The sequence below is a fragment of the Pseudomonas sp. LBUM1670 genome, from assembly GCF_059695695.1.
Genome location: NZ_CP166783.1, coordinates 1,726,723 through 1,741,607, shown reverse-complemented (window position 1 = coordinate 1,741,607; position 14,885 = coordinate 1,726,723). Strand labels below are relative to the sequence as shown.

General features: G+C 58.8%; 16 protein-coding genes. 6 read left to right on the top strand and 10 right to left on the bottom strand.

From position 1 onward, the window contains the following. Positions 1-169 precede the first annotated feature (169 nt). The 4 genes from ACA073_RS07990 to ACA073_RS07975 all read right to left on the bottom strand — a co-directional run bounded on the left by ACA073_RS07990 (position 170) and on the right by ACA073_RS07975 (position 4,119). Positions 170-811: a C40 family peptidase gene (locus tag ACA073_RS07990; protein WP_497402805.1), complete on the bottom strand. Its 642-nt coding sequence runs from the start codon at positions 809-811 to the stop codon at positions 170-172. 201 nt (positions 812-1,012) lie between these two features. Further along, on the bottom strand, positions 1,013-1,717 hold the full coding sequence (hda, locus tag ACA073_RS07985; protein ID WP_007936072.1) for a DnaA regulatory inactivator Hda: 705 nt from the start codon (positions 1,715-1,717) through the stop codon (positions 1,013-1,015). A 231-nt stretch (positions 1,718-1,948) separates the two neighbouring features. Next, positions 1,949-3,022: an AI-2E family transporter gene (locus ACA073_RS07980; protein ID WP_497402804.1), complete on the bottom strand. Its 1,074-nt coding sequence runs from the start codon at positions 3,020-3,022 to the stop codon at positions 1,949-1,951. Between the two features lie 38 nt (positions 3,023-3,060). Further along, positions 3,061-4,119, bottom strand: coding sequence for a DUF2066 domain-containing protein (locus tag ACA073_RS07975; protein WP_497402803.1), 1,059 nt, complete (start codon positions 4,117-4,119; stop codon positions 3,061-3,063). Between the two features lie 384 nt (positions 4,120-4,503). Here ACA073_RS07975 and purM point away from each other — a divergent pair, with 384 nt between their 5' ends. The 5 genes from purM to ACA073_RS07950 all read left to right on the top strand — a co-directional run bounded on the left by purM (position 4,504) and on the right by ACA073_RS07950 (position 8,545). Beyond that, positions 4,504-5,562, top strand: coding sequence for a phosphoribosylformylglycinamidine cyclo-ligase (gene purM, locus ACA073_RS07970; RefSeq protein ID WP_008013877.1), 1,059 nt, complete (start codon positions 4,504-4,506; stop codon positions 5,560-5,562). Further along, positions 5,562-6,212 (top strand): phosphoribosylglycinamide formyltransferase, encoded by a 651-nt coding sequence (gene purN, locus ACA073_RS07965; protein ID WP_497402802.1) that lies wholly within the window; start codon positions 5,562-5,564, stop codon positions 6,210-6,212. The genes purM and purN overlap by 1 nt, the downstream gene beginning before the upstream one ends. 8 nt (positions 6,213-6,220) lie before the next feature. After that, entirely contained in the window at positions 6,221-6,934 is a 714-nt protein-coding gene (locus tag ACA073_RS07960) for a DUF3108 domain-containing protein (RefSeq protein ID WP_497402801.1), read from the top strand. A 272-nt stretch (positions 6,935-7,206) separates the two neighbouring features. Continuing rightward, entirely contained in the window at positions 7,207-7,623 is a 417-nt protein-coding gene (locus ACA073_RS07955) for an OsmC family protein (protein ID WP_497402800.1), read from the top strand. A 61-nt stretch (positions 7,624-7,684) separates the two neighbouring features. Next, positions 7,685-8,545, top strand: coding sequence for a pirin family protein (locus ACA073_RS07950; protein WP_497402799.1), 861 nt, complete (start codon positions 7,685-7,687; stop codon positions 8,543-8,545). Between the two features lie 206 nt (positions 8,546-8,751). Here the strand turns inward: ACA073_RS07950 and htpG are convergent, their stop codons facing one another. From htpG to ACA073_RS07935, 3 genes are all read right to left on the bottom strand, one after another. Continuing rightward, positions 8,752-10,656 (bottom strand): molecular chaperone HtpG, encoded by a 1,905-nt coding sequence (gene htpG, locus ACA073_RS07945; RefSeq protein ID WP_497402798.1) that lies wholly within the window; start codon positions 10,654-10,656, stop codon positions 8,752-8,754. Between the two features lie 81 nt (positions 10,657-10,737). Further along, positions 10,738-11,190, bottom strand: a complete 453-nt coding sequence (locus ACA073_RS07940) for a PaaI family thioesterase (protein WP_497402797.1) — start codon at positions 11,188-11,190, stop codon at positions 10,738-10,740. Continuing rightward, positions 11,187-11,663, bottom strand: coding sequence for a PaaI family thioesterase (locus ACA073_RS07935; RefSeq protein ID WP_497402796.1), 477 nt, complete (start codon positions 11,661-11,663; stop codon positions 11,187-11,189). The genes ACA073_RS07940 and ACA073_RS07935 overlap by 4 nt, the downstream gene beginning before the upstream one ends. A gap of 158 nt (positions 11,664-11,821) precedes the next feature. Between ACA073_RS07935 and ACA073_RS07930 the strand changes: the two genes are divergently transcribed. Then, on the top strand, positions 11,822-12,067 hold the full coding sequence (locus ACA073_RS07930) for a hypothetical protein (protein ID WP_497402795.1): 246 nt from the start codon (positions 11,822-11,824) through the stop codon (positions 12,065-12,067). 66 nt (positions 12,068-12,133) lie between these two features. On the opposite strand, the gene ACA073_RS07925 is transcribed toward ACA073_RS07930, so the two are convergent. From ACA073_RS07925 to brnQ, 3 genes are all read right to left on the bottom strand, one after another. After that, entirely contained in the window at positions 12,134-12,535 is a 402-nt protein-coding gene (locus tag ACA073_RS07925) for an MAPEG family protein (RefSeq protein ID WP_214381637.1), read from the bottom strand. Then, positions 12,535-13,272 carry a DUF599 domain-containing protein gene (locus tag ACA073_RS07920; RefSeq protein ID WP_497402794.1) on the bottom strand — a complete coding sequence of 246 codons (738 nt, stop codon included), beginning with the start codon at positions 13,270-13,272 and terminating at the stop codon, positions 12,535-12,537. Before ACA073_RS07920 ends, ACA073_RS07925 begins: the two co-directional genes overlap by 1 nt. 276 nt (positions 13,273-13,548) lie before the next feature. Then, positions 13,549-14,862, bottom strand: coding sequence for a branched-chain amino acid transport system II carrier protein (gene brnQ, locus ACA073_RS07915; protein ID WP_497402793.1), 1,314 nt, complete (start codon positions 14,860-14,862; stop codon positions 13,549-13,551). Between the last annotated feature and the right edge of the window lie 23 nt (positions 14,863-14,885).

Below are 14,885 nucleotides of genomic sequence, written 5' to 3'. Positions count from 1 at the left end.
AGAAAACCGCCTGCGCAGGACGCAGGCGGTTTGCCATCAATAATAGATCAGGATTCTAGCGGGTACGCGGCAAACTTCAAGTAAGACTTTAAGTTCGCCTTACAAACTATCCGCCTACTCTGTTGCAGAGCGGCCTTTGTCGCCACCGATGTGGCGACAGGCTAGACAGTTACTTGCGTGCCGTGACCACGGTCGGTGCCATCGCGAGTGCGCGCTTGGCTTCGATGAAGGTCTTGCTCCAGTAGCTGTCGCCCAGGCTATCGACCCGGACACCACCGCTTTTGCGGCTACTGGAGTGGATGAACTGGTTGTCGCCGAGGTAGATCCCGGCGTGACTGACACGACCGCGACGGCCATTGGTGGCGAAGAACAGCAGATCGCCCGGTTTGAGGGCGCTGCGAGCAACCAGCGGTGCGTCCACGTTGATCATTTCGCGAGTGGAACGCGGCAGGTTCATGCCGGCCTCTTCACGGAACAGGTAACCGATGAAGCCGCTGCAATCAAAGCCAGCCTCGGAGGTGCCGCCGAAACGGTAACGGGTACCGATCAGGGACATGCCACGTTCGAGAATGCTGTCGGCCAGAACCGGAAGCTGGTAGGACTTGCCATCGGCGAAGTCTGTCAGTTCGTTATCGGTGGCCACGCCGTCCTGGTAAAGAGCTTCCTGGAAGAGAACGGAAGAGGATTGCGCAGTAACTGAATTTTTAACCTGCTGTTGAGGCGCTTGTTCCGACACTGGAGAGTGGGCAGCGCAACCGAATAACAGGGTGACGAGTGCGAGAGGCACGAGGGGTGCAAAGCGATTTAGCATGGGCACGACCGTGGCTGATAGTTGTAAAGAAGCCGAGACTATGCCCGCTATCATCCTCATTTGCAAATTCAATCGAACTTTATGTGACTTTCCGGTTTCGCGTTTCCATCTAAGCGCTTAAGCCCCATTTAGACACTTGCGCGGCCTACACCTTGTAGGAAAGCGAACTTTCTGGCGCCTGAAATGTGCCAAAACCCAGGTTTACCAGCCCAGCGTCTCTTTTAGAAACGGAATGGTCAGTTTGCGCTGAGCTTGAAGAGAGGCCTGATCGAGACGTTCGAGCAGCTCGAACAGCGCGCTCATGCTGCGAGTGCCCCGGGTCAGAATAAAATGCCCGACTTCATCGGTCAGGTGCAGTCCACGACGGGATGCACGCAGTTGCAAGGCACGCAATTTGTCTTCGTCAGACAGCGGTCGCATCTGGAAGATCAGCGCCAGGGTCAGGCGCGATTTCAGGTCCGCCAGCTTCACCGGCAATTCACGCGGTGACGTCGAGGCTGCAATCAGCAGGCGTCGACCGCTGTCACGCAGGCGGTTGAACAGATGGAACAACGCCTCTTCCCAGTCCGCCTTGCCGGCAACCGCCTGCAGATCATCCAGGCAGACCAGTTCGTACTGTTCAAGATTGTCGAGAATTTCGATACCGCGATCCATCAACTCGGCGAGTGGCAGATACACCGCCGGCTCACCCATCTGTTCGAAGCGCAAGCAGGCCGCCTGCAACAAATGCGTGCGCCCTACCCCGTGCTTGCCCCAGAGATAAATCAGGCTTTCGGTCCAACCGGCGTCGGCTTCGCACAGCCGCTCGACATAGCCGAGTGCAGCGGCATTGGCGCCTGGGTAGTAATTGATAAAGGTAGCGTCATCACGCAGACGCACACCTAGGGGCAGCTGAATCGGTTTCATGCTGACTGAACAGTTCCAAAGGAACCGTTAGTGGCCTCTGTGTAAAGTTTGCGAAGTTTATACCCGTGAAGCTGACGGCACAATGCGACAGACCATAAGCAAAATCAAAGGTTTGCGTTATCTCACCGGTTTCATGAGCGTTTCTTTGGCGGCGCATGTGACATGCCGCCCATGGGACACGGGCCAGCCTGGCACTGAACCAGGCCGCCCGCAACGCGTCACCGGCGAACCCTAGAGCTCAGGTTCGTCGACGCCGCTGTAGATATCAGAATCTTTATACAAATCATGCACATGGCGCACCAGCACCATGATTACCGCCGCCACCGGGAGCGCCAGCAGCACGCCGGTGAAACCAAACAGCTCACCACCGGCCAGAATCGCAAAGATCACCGCCACCGGGTGCAGACCGATCCGGTCGCCCACCAGCAACGGCGTCAGCACCATGCCCTCCAGGGCCTGGCCAACCATGAACACCGCGACGATGCCAACCATGGGGTACAAGTCGCCACCAAACTGGAACAGGCCGGCAATCAGCGCCGCACCAATCCCGATGACAAACCCCATGTACGGCACAATCGCCGCCAGGCCGGCGATCATCCCGATCAGCAGCCCCAGCTCCAGCCCTACCAGCATCAAGCCCGCCGAATAGATCACACCCAGCGCCACCATCACCAACAACTGCCCGCGCACGAACGCACCGAGCACTTCATGGCATTCGCCCGCCAGGGTCACCACGCGCTCTTCACGATCACGGGGCAGCAGGCTGCGGATCTTGGCCACCATCACATCCCAGTCCCGCAACAGATAAAAGCTCACTACCGGGATCAGCACCAGATTAGCCAGCCAACCGATCAACGCGAGACCGGAAGCGGTCGCCTGACTCAGCACCACGCCGACGATGTCAGTGGTCTGGCCCATGTGTTCGCTGATGGCGGCTTTGAGTCTGTCGAACTTCCAGAAACCGTCAGAAAGCCCGAATTTGGACTGTGCCCATGGCAATGCAGTGTGCTGCAACCAGTCGAGCATCTGCGGCGCCAGTTCATACAAGCGAAACAACTGCTTGGCGAGCATCGGCACCAGCACCAGCAACAACGTGGTGAAGATCAAGGTGATCAGCGCGAACACCGCCACCACGCCCCAGGTCCGGGACAGGCCGGCCTTTTCCAACCGATCCACCAGCGGGTCGAACAGATACGCCAACAACAGCGCCACCAGAAACGGCGTCAGAATCGGATGCAACAGCCAGATAAACGCGCAGAGCAGAACCACCCCACCCAACCAGAACCAACGCCGCGTATCGGCCATGTACCACTCCATATACATCTATATAAAGAAAGAAAACCTTACCAACGGAAACGCAACTGCGGCACCGGTGCAGGCGGTGGCGCGACAGCGGGCGCCGAACCCTGGGCCACCGGCTGAACAGGCACTGTCGGTGCCGGCGCCTCACCCGCCGGAACCTCCTGCAACTTCGCCAGCGACAACTGCGAGCGCAACTGCTCGGCGCTGCCATTGACCCGGTAGAGAATCCGGTCAGCGTCGACACTCTGCAGGCGCGCGCCAAACGGCTCCAGCAAACGCCCAAGCGTCGCGTAACGTTCCAGATTCATGCCCTGCACTTCCAGCAACTGCTCACCCGAAGCACCCGGCTTGACCACAAAGCGTGGCGCCAGGCGCTGACTGACTGCCAGCAGCACCGCATCGGCGACGGCGGCCTGATCCGCGCCCTGCACGCTGCCTGCTTCCTTCTGATCGCCGAGCCACAGACGCCACTTGGCCTGCCACTGACCGCCTTCTTCACGGGCATGCACGGCCAGCAAGGCGTCAGCGTTGTAACGATCCGATGCGCCGCGCAGGGGCGACGCATCCGTGCCTTCAAGATTCGGCGCTGTGGCGACCAGTTGCTCGCTCAGGTCCGCCAGCGGCAGACGCAGCGGCAGACCACGGTGTTGCGCCGCGCGACGCAGTGGCGCGGCGCTGGCCTGGCCATCACCGACCAGACTCGAACCTTCGGTTGTGTCGTTCAGCCACCACGTCAGAATCGATGGCCGGTTCGCACCCCACAGCGATAAACCGGCGCGGCGCAACGCCTGCTCGGTGCTGGCCGGGTCGAAATCAACTTTCAGCACTTCCGGCGGGCCGGCGTCGAAACCGTACTGGCTGATGATCTGCTGCGGGTCCTTGCGAATGGCCGCCAGCCCCGGACTTTGCGCAGCTTTGGGATCGCCGGTCAGGCGCAGCACCAGTGTGTCGAGCGCGCGTTGGGTGGCTTGAGCGCGCTCTTCAGGCGCCTGACTGGTGACGGGCTCGCGCACCTGATAAAGGCCTTTGACGGTTTCGGCATGACTCGCCAGGCTGACCAGAGACAAACAACCCACAAATAATGATCTGAAAAAACGCATGGAAGATTCCTGACGACAAGAGCGGCTGGAACTGACCGCATGAAGACAATCGAGCAAGGCTGTGACCATCGCCCCACGCAAAACATTCACACGTCCCGGTTAAGTTTTTCGCACTGCCATAACGATAGACGGATAATCGCGATACCTTATACAGCCAAGCGGGAGGCGACCAACACGGGCAATAGCGGTTTTTTTGTATCGATATGCCCCTGCTGTCGGCCTGAGGATGGCCGCTGCCCCTCAAGCCTGATAAAATCGCGCGCCTTCGCAGACCGGCAACAGCCGGGCACCCTGAAATTCGCGTAAGGCATATGCCCTTCGTTTGTTTCGGCGGTCCCACTGGACTCGGTCGTTACCCCTGAATCCCCCCTAAAGGCCTGGATCATGAGCAAGCAACCCTCCCTGAGCTACAAGGACGCCGGTGTAGACATCGACGCCGGTGAAGCATTGGTCGAACGCATCAAGAGCGTCGCCAAGCGCACTGCGCGCCCGGAAGTCATGGGCGGCCTGGGCGGTTTTGGCGCCCTCTGCGAAATCCCGGCCGGCTACAAACAGCCTGTGCTGGTTTCCGGCACCGACGGCGTCGGCACCAAGCTGCGTCTGGCGCTGAACCTGAACAAGCACGACAGCATCGGCATCGACCTGGTGGCCATGTGCGTGAACGACCTGGTGGTGTGCGGCGCCGAGCCGCTGTTCTTCCTCGACTACTACGCCACCGGCAAACTCAACGTCGAAACCGCGACCCAGGTCGTGACCGGCATCGGCGCGGGCTGCGAACTGTCCGGCTGCTCCCTGGTCGGCGGCGAAACCGCTGAAATGCCTGGCATGTACGAAGGCGAAGACTACGACCTGGCCGGCTTCTGCGTCGGCGTCGTGGAAAAATCCGAAATCATCGACGGTTCGAAAGTCGCTGCCGGCGATGCCCTGCTCGCCCTGCCGTCTTCCGGCCCGCATTCCAACGGCTACTCGCTGATCCGCAAGATCATCGAAGTGTCCGGTGCCGACATCGAAAACATCCAGCTCGACGGCAAGCCGCTGACCGACCTGCTGATGGCTCCGACCCGTATCTACGTGAAGCCGTTGTTGAAGCTGATCAAGGAAACCGGCGCGGTCAAAGCCATGGCCCACATCACCGGTGGCGGCCTGCTGGACAACATCCCGCGCGTGCTGCCAAAAGGCGCTCAAGCGGTGGTTGACGTTGCAAGCTGGACTCGCCCTGCCGTGTTCGACTGGCTGCAAGAGAAAGGCAACGTCGACGAAAACGAAATGCACCGCGTGTTGAACTGCGGCGTCGGCATGGTGATCTGCGTCGCTCAAGAGCACGTTGAAACCGCGCTGAACGTGCTGCGTGAAGCCGGCGAGCAACCTTGGGTCATCGGCCAGATCGCCACCGCTGCCGAAGGCGCAGCTCAGGTTGAACTGAAGAACCTCAAGGCTCATTAATGTCCGTCACCTGTGATGTGGTGGTGCTGTTGTCCGGCACCGGCAGTAACTTGCAGGCCCTGATCGACAGCACGCGGACCGGCGACAGCCCGGTCCGCATCGCCGCGGTGATTTCCAACCGCGCCGACGCCTACGGCCTGCAACGCGCCAGGGATGCGGGTATCGACACCCGCGCCCTGGATCACAAGGCTTTCGAAAGCCGCGAAGCCTTCGACGCCGCGCTGATCGAACTGATCGACGCCTTCAATCCCAAACTCGTGGTCCTGGCCGGTTTCATGCGCATCCTCAGCGCTGACTTCGTGCGCCACTACGCGGGTCGCCTGTTCAACATCCATCCCTCGCTGCTACCCAAATACAAAGGGTTACACACCCATCAGCGCGCGCTGGAGGCTGGCGACACTGAACACGGCTGTTCCGTGCACTTTGTCACCGAGGAACTCGATGGCGGACCACTGGTCGTACAGGCAGTAATACCGGTAGAGTTGCACGATTCGCCGCAGAGTCTGGCGCAGCGAGTTCACACTCAGGAACACCTGATCTACCCGATGGCCGTACGCTGGTTTGCCGAAGGCCGGTTATCACTCGGCGAACAAGGTGCTTTACTGGATGGCAAGTTACTCGCGGCCAGCGGCCACTTGATTCGAACCTAGGAGATTTTATGCGTCGCGCCCTGCTCTTCGCTTGCGCTCTGCTTGCCCTGCCTTTCGCGCAGGCAACAGAACTTCAACCCTTCTCCGCCAGCTACACCGCCGACTGGAAGCAGCTTCCAATGAGCGGCACTGCCGAGCGCAGCCTGACCAAGGAAGCCAACGGCGTCTGGAAGCTCAGCTTCAAGGCCTCGATGATGATCGCCAGCCTGACCGAAGAAAGCACCCTGACCCTGGACAAGGACACCCTGTTGCCACAGTCCTACCACTTCGAACGCGGTGGCCTGGGTAAAGCCAAAAAGGCTGACCTGGACTTTGACTGGACCACCAAAATGGTCACCGGCACCGATCGCGGCGACGCGGTCAAGATCCCGCTCAACCGCGGCATGGTCGACAAATCCACCTATCAGCTGGCCCTGCAACACGACGTGGCCGCCGGCAAAAAAAGCATGAGCTATCAGGTCGTCGATGATGGTGAAGTCGACACCTATGACTTCCGCGTGCTGGGTTCGGAAAAAGTCGACACCAAGGCTGGCCAGATCGACGCGATCAAGGTCGAACGCGTGCGCGACCCGACACAAAGCAAGCGCATCACCGTGCTGTGGTTCGCCAAGGACTGGGATTACCTGCTGGTCCGCCTGCAACAGGTCGAAACCGACGGCAAGGAGTACAACATCATGCTCCTCGACGGTAAGGTCAACGGCAAGGCTGTCAAAGGCAGCTGATCCGGATCGAAACAAGAAGCCCCGCAATTGCGGGGCTTTTTTTCGTCTAATGCTTCGCCTGCATAACCTGTGGCGAGGGAGCTTGCTCCCGCTGGGTTGCGAAGCGACCCCAAAAAGGGGACTGCTACGCAGTCCAGCGGGAGCAAGCTCCCTCGCCACAGGGGATTGCGGTTACTTCAACAAGAAAGTGGAACGTGCATCAGTAGGACTGCTCTATAACTTCAAGGTCTTTTTTGATCGAATGACTTTTCCTACTGCCTGTGAGGCTTCCCATGACTGTTACCGTCAATACCGTTTCCGCCGAAGGTTTTCGCCACAGCGTCCAGATCGATGAGCACGAACTGTTTGCCGATGTACCCAAAGATGTCGGCGGCGAAGGCACTGCACCAGAGCCCCACGATTACTTCGACGCCGCGCTCGGTGCCTGCAAGGCCCTGACCCTGAAGATGTACGCCAGGAAAAAAGACATCCCGCTGACCGGTGTCACGGTCGAGGTCAAACGCGACAACAGTGAAGAACAGAAAGGCAAATACGCCCTGCACGTCAAACTGACCCTCAAAGGCGTGCTCACCGATGCCCAGCGCGACGAACTGCACCGCGTGGCAGACCGTTGCCCGGTGCACAAGCTGATGACCACCACCGACGTCAGCATCGAAACCCATCTGTCCGAAGGGGCCTTCAGCCAATAGCGGCAAGGCTTTGGCAAGCGGGTTATGCTCCATGCGTCACCCGCTCAGCCTGGAATGCACCATGAACACTCCGCTCGTGATCCGCCCCCGCGCCGAAGATGTCGAAGGCCAGCCGATTCTTCGTCCGCTGCCGTCAGCCAAATGCCGCAGCGTCGGGCCTTTTGTGTTTTTCGACCACATGCTGGAAACCCGTTATACGGCGGGCAATGGCATGAACATCCGTCAGCATCCGCACATTGGTCTGTCGACCCTCACCTACTTGTTCAAAGGAAAAATCCAGCACAAGGACAGCCTCGGTTCCGATCAGGTGGTGGAGGCCGGTGACGTCAGCTGGATGACCGCCGGCAGCGCCATTGCCCACGTCGAGCGTACGCCTGAGGCATTGAAGGCAAGCGGATTCACCCTGCACGGTTTGCAGATCTGGCTGGCATCGCCCAAGGATCATGAGCAAGGCCCAGGACACTACAGTCATCATCCGGCGACCACACTGCCGGTCAGCGATAACCTTGGGGTGAAGATCCGGATGATCGCCGGGTCAGGCTTTTGCCTGGAATCGCCGGTGCCGGTACTTTCTCCTACGCTATACGCGGAACTGAACCTGCAGACAGCGACCACGCTGCTGATTCCCACCGAGCATGAAGAACGGGCGCTGTATGTGTTGAGCGGCGAGGTGCAACTCGATGGTGAGCTGATAGAACCGCATTCGCTGGTAGTGCTGCCTGCAGGGGAGGAAATGACGCTGTTCGCCGAGAGCGATTGTCATGCGGTGCTGTTGGGTGGCGCGCCGCTGGACGGGCCGCGAAGGATCAACTGGAATTTTGTAGCGAGCGATCCGGCGGCTATCGATGAAGCACGCCGGCGCTGGGCGGCCGGGGATTGGCCGACGGTGCCCGGGGAAAGCGAACGAATCGAACTGCCCTGAGATCTCTAGCGTCAGTTGTACCGTCTTCGCGAGCAAGCCCGCTCCCACAGTTGACCGCAATCCAATGTGGGAGCGGGCTTGCTCGCGAAGAGGCCGGCATTGACACCGAAAGCATCAAAAGCAGCATCAATTCCTGACGTGGTAACGATCGGTAAAAAACCAGAATAAAAAAACCCGCCGAAGCGGGTTTTTTTTATACAACGCCGTTAAACCGACAGTTCAACCAGCAGCTTGTTAAGGCGGCGCACATACGCTGCCGGGTCTTTCAAGCTGTCGCCGGCCGCCAGGGCCGCCTGGTCGAAGAGAATGTGCGACAGGTCGCCGAAGCGCTCGTCGCTCTGCTCGTTGTCGAGTTTCTCGATCAGCGGGTGAGCCGGGTTGAATTCGAAGATCGGCTTCGAATCCGGCACCTTCTGACCACTGGCTTCGAGGATCTGACGCATTTGCATACCCAGGTCCTGCTCGCCAATGGCCAGAATCGCCGGGGAGTCGGTCAGACGGTGGGAAACCCGCACTTCAGCAACCGAATCGCCCAGTGCAGTTTTCAGACGCTCGACCAGACCTTCTTTGGACTTGGCGACTTCTTCCGCGGCTTTCTTGTCCTCTTCCGAGTCGAGGTTGCCCAGGTCCAGGTCACCACGCGCCACGTCGACAAAGCTCTTGCCGTCGAAGTCGCTGAGGTAGCTCATCAACCACTCGTCGATGCGGTCGGTCAGCAGCAGCACTTCGATGCCTTTCTTGCGGAAGACTTCCAGGTGCGGGCTGTTTTTGACTTGCGCGTAGGTTTCGCCGGTCAGGTAGTAAATCTTGTCCTGACCTTCCTTGGCGCGAGCCAGGTACTCGGCCAGACCTACAACCTGCTCGCCTTCTTCACCCTGAGTGGACGCAAAACGCAGCAGGCCAGCGATTTTCTCTTTGTTGGCGAAGTCTTCTGCCGGGCCTTCTTTCATGACCTGACCGAAGTTTTTCCAGAAGCCCTTGTATTGCTCAGGCTCGTTCTTCGCCAGTTTTTCCAGCATGTCCAGCACGCGCTTGGTCAGCGCCGACTTCATGGAATCGATGATCGGGTCTTTCTGCAGGATTTCCCGCGACACGTTCAGCGACAGGTCGTTGGAATCGACCACGCCTTTGATGAAGCGCAGGTACAGCGGCAGGAACGACTCGGCCTGGTCCATGACGAACACGCGCTGCACGTACAGCTTCAGGCCCTTCGGCGCTTCACGCTGGTACAGGTCGAACGGAGCACGGGTCGGTACGTAAAGCAGCGAGCTGTACTCGAGCTTGCCTTCGACCTTGTTGTGGCTCCAGCTCAGCGGATTTTCGAAGTCATGAGCGATGTGTTTGTAGAACTCCTGGTATTCCTCGTCCTTGATCTCGGTGCGAGGACGGGTCCACAGGGCGCTGGCGCGGTTGACGGTTTCCCATTCAACGGCTGGCTTCACTTCGCCTTCGACGGCTGCCACTTCTTTCGGCAACTCGATCGGCAAAGCGATGTGGTCGGAGTACTTCTTGATGATGTTGCGCAGGCGCCAGCCATCGGCGAACTCGTCTTCACCGGACTTCAGGTGCAGGACAATGCGAGTGCCACGCTCGGCTTTCTCGACGGTGGCAACTTCGAAATCGCCTTCGCCCTTGGACGACCAGTGCACGCCTTCGCTGGCGGCAGCACCGGCGCGACGGCTGAACACGTCGACCTTATCGGCAACGATGAATGCAGAGTAGAAACCGACACCGAACTGACCGATCAGGTGCGAATCCTTTTTCTGATCGCCAGACAGGTGCTTCATGAAATCAGCGGTGCCGGATTTGGCGATGGTGCCCAAGTGGGTGATCGCATCTTCACGGCTCATGCCGATACCGTTGTCTTCGAGGGTGACGGTTTTGGCGTCTTTGTCGAAGCTCACACGGATTTTCAGTTCGGCGCCACCTTCCAGCAATTCAGGCTTGGACAGGGCTTCGAAACGTAATTTGTCGACAGCGTCAGAGGCGTTCGAGATCAATTCGCGAAGGAAAATTTCCTTGTTGGAATACAGCGAATGGATCATGAGGTGCAGCAATTGCTTCACCTCGGTCTGGAAGCCCAGGGTTTCCTTTTGAGTTTCCACACTCATGGTCATCAAACTCCAATCAGATGGCAGTGGCCGCGACCTAAAGGGTCGGCGGCGGGTTGTCATCAGAGTTGGGGGCTCGGATCAGGATTTCAAGGGCTCATCGATTTTGAAGTGGGCACGGGCGGTGGCGATGGGTTCGGCTTCGGTGCTTTGCCAGGCGGTCACTGCCACGTTTGCGACACGCCGCCCCTGACGGCACACCTGACATCTGGCCCAGGTGTCGCGAAACTGCCCGGCACGCAGGTAGTCGAGGGAAAAGTCGATGATCTTCGGCACGCCCGGCGAACCAGTGAGAATCAGCAGGTGCAGCGCGGCGGACAGCTCCATAAATCCGGCAATCACGCCGCCATGAATCGCCGGCAATAAAGGGTTACCAATGTTGTCCTTGTTCGCCGGCAGGCGAAACAACAGGTCATCCCCGACCCGCGAGCATTCGACACCGATCAATTTGGCGTAGGGAATCAGGTGCAGCAGCGCGGCATAGTCGCCCTGCTCATGGGCCTGTTGCAGTTGTCCCTTGAAGTTGTCGGTCATTTCACCCCTCCGGCGATGGCGCCACCAAACCCTTTGGTGCCTTTGACGGCCTTGCCCATGCGCATGAACGTGCCCACGACGTGGGCGATGGGCTGTTCGGGATCGTCCTGATAGGCAAAACCACGGGCGAAGATCACGTCCGTGGTGACCCGGTAACACTGGGCAAAGCCATACACATCTTTATGCGGCTCGGCCGCGTGCATGTAGTCGATGCGTAAATCGAGGGTCGGGCAGACTTCGAACTCGGGCAGCACGCAAAGGGTGGACATGCCACACGCGGTGTCCATCAAGGTCGTCAGCGCACCGCCGTGGATCACGCCGGTTTGCGGGTTACCGATGATTTGCGGGCTGTACGGCAGAATCACGGTGAGCCCGTCACTGCTGGCGCTGTGAACTCGCAGCCCGAGTACCTGACAGTGTCGCAATGCCGATAAAAATCGCGTCGCGCGCTCAAAAACGGGGTTTTCGGCCATTTGATAAAAACTCTTCTTAGTATCCCGACATCGCACTAGGCGTGTCGGTAAAAGTTCCCGTGGGAATAATCTTATATATCTGAGCGAATTGAGGAACTTAACCCTGATCGCTGTGCTCGAAAGGCCAAGTAGATATTTTCCATAAGGAGAAACACCCCATGCGTAAGACTTTAGCTATTGCCTTGATGTTGACCGCTTCCCTCGGTCTCGCTGCCTGCGATAAAAAATCCGAGGACAAAGCTCAAGATGCCACCCAACATGCTGAGCAAGCTCAGCAAGACATGAACAAAGCTCAGGATAAAGTGAACGACGCTGCGAAAGAAAACGCCGAAGCAGCCAAAGCTCAGGCTGAATCGGATGCAGCTGCAGCAAAAGAAGCAGCAAAAGAAGCACCTAAAAACTAAAACGTTTTTAGCGTGATAAAGAAAACCCGCCAAGTGCGGGTTTTCTTTTGCCTGTCATTTGCCCCGCTAGAGCAAAATAGTTCTAAAAGTCGGACTAATCATCAGCAGCAACGAACACACTAGTCCGACAAACCACACCAGACTTCGTTGCCAGGCCAGATCGCCCCAATAGCACAATAAGTAAATGATGCGCGTAATCACGAAGATGATGGCCAGCGAATCAATCAGCCATCCCGCCGTCTGTGTGGTGTGCGCCATCAACACCCCCACCGCGAACAATATGAAGGCTTCGAAGCAGTTCTGATGGGCCGCCACCGCTCGGGCACCGAAGCCGGTGAGTTGTGCCTGCTGCTGGCGTGGCAGGTGGTTGTTATAACCGCCCTGCTCTTTCATGGCCTTGGCCACCGGCATGCGGGCCACGTAAATCAGCAAGGCGCTGATAAACACACACCAGAACGGAATACTCATCAAGCAGCCTCTTTGTTCGCTTCAGGCAATGGCGCCTCTGTAGGGGTATAGACCATCACGTCGAGAACGTCGGAATGAAACTCCCGACGATAGAGCACCAGCACCACGCCGGCACTCATCAACATGAACAACCAGGGGCTGACAAACCAGGCCAGCATGGTCATGCCGAAGTAATAGGAGCGCAGGCCGAAGTTGAACTGGTTGGCGGCCATTGAGATGACACGCGCCGCCCGTGCAGCAAAGGCTTTGCGTTCCTGCTCCGAGACATGCCTTTCGCCGACCATGGGTGCAGAGCCGATCAGAATGGCCGCGAAGTTGTACTGGCGCATGCACCAGCTGAACGTAAAGAACGCATACACAAACACCAGCGCCAGGCACAGCAACTTGATCTCGGACATCCCCTGGGAGGCCTGCTGCACCATCGGGATATCCGCCAGCAACGACACCGCCCTCTCCGACGCGCCCAGCACGGTGAGAATGCCGGCCAGGATAATCAGCGTGCTGGAGGCGAAGAACGAAGCGTTGCGCTCCAGGTTGCCGACCACACTGGCGTCGGCGATGCGGTTGTCCCGCAGCAGCATGCGGCGCATCCAGTCTTCGCGGTACAGGTGCAGCACACTGGCCAGACACGCAGTGTCACGGCCCTTCCACGTCGCATAACGGGTGTAGCCGCCCCAGCAGATGACAAACCAGACAGCGGCAAGTATGTGGATCAGGTTGGTGTGGATGAACGACATGCAGGTCCTTGTGATGTGTTTGCGGAGTACCGGAACCCTGTGGGAGCGGGCTTGCTCCGGGCGGCGTTCCGACGAAGGCGGTGGGTCAGTAGACATCAATGTTGAATGATAAGCCCCCTTCGCGAGCAAGCCCGCTCCCACATTAGATTTTTGCAATGCTTCGACGTTAGCGTAAGGAAAAGGACACTGCATCACGCGCATAAAAAATGCCCCGTATCGATTGATACGGGGCATTTCTGTTTCTGCTTGAGACTCGCTTGTGGCAAGCCTTAAAGCTTAAGCCAGCGCTTCTTCGCGCTTGCCCAGCAGGCGGTCGCAAGCCACCGCAATTACCAGCGTCATGACCGACGGCACCAGCCACGCCAGCCCTTGCTCGCTCAGCGGCAGGTGAGCCAGTTGCGTCGGCATCCAGTCCGCCAGACCCGCGCCCTTGAGCGCGTCGATCAGGCCAAAGATGAACGACACCAGCATCACCGGACCGACGATTCGGCCCTGCTCATGCCAGAAGTCCTTGCAGAAGCTCAGGGCGACCAGCGCGATGCACGGCGGGTAGATCGCGGTGAGCACCGGGATCGAGAACGCGATCAGCTTGGTGAGGCCCAGGTTGGACACCAGCAGGGAGAACGCGGCCAGGAGGATGACCAACGTCTTGTAGGACAGTGGCAGCACACGGCTAAAGTATTCGGCGCAGGCGCAGGTCAGACCGACGGCTGTTACCAGGCAGGCCAAGGAGATCAGTACCGCGAGGAAACCGCTGCCCAATGAGCCAAAGGTGTGTTGAACGTAAGCGTGCAACACCGCCGCGCCGTTGGTAGCACCCGCAGCCACTTCATGGCTGCCCGAACCGAGGCGGAACAGGCTGACATACACCAGCGCCAGACCAACGCCGGCAATCAGCCCGGCAATGATCGCGTAGCGGGTGATCAACACCGGTGACTCGACGCCGCGGGAGCGGATGGCGTTGACGATAACGATGCCGAACACCAGTGCGCCCAGAGTATCCATGGTCAGGTAACCATTGATGAAACCCTGGGAAAACGGTGCCGCCACATACTCAGGTGTCGCCACGCCGATATCACCGGCCGGCAGCGCGAACGCGGCAATGCCGAGTGCGGCCAGGGCGATGATCTTCAGCGGCGCAAGGAAACGTCCTACGGTATCCAGCAAACGGCCCGGATAGAGCGAGATGAAGAACACCAGCAGGAAGTACACCGAACTATAGAGGAACAGCGCCAGCGGGCTTTCGCCGGTCAGCGGCGCCAGGCCCACTTCGAACGATACGGTCGCGGTGCGCGGCGTTGCGAACAGCGGCCCAACGGCGAGGTAGCAGGCAGCGGCCAGCAGGCCACCGGCGACTTTGCCGATCGGGCTGCTCAAGGCATCCATGGCGCCGCCGACCTTGGCCAGGGCTACAACGGTGATCACCGGCAAACCGACCGCAGTGATCAGAAAGCCCAGCGCCGCCATCCAGACATGAGGCCCGGACTGCAAACCGACGATAGGCGGGAAGATGATGTTGCCAGCCCCGACAAACAGGGCAAACGTCATAAAACCAAGCGCCAGGATGTCCTGGCCTTTCAACACTTTCATTAAGGAAATACCACACTACTGAA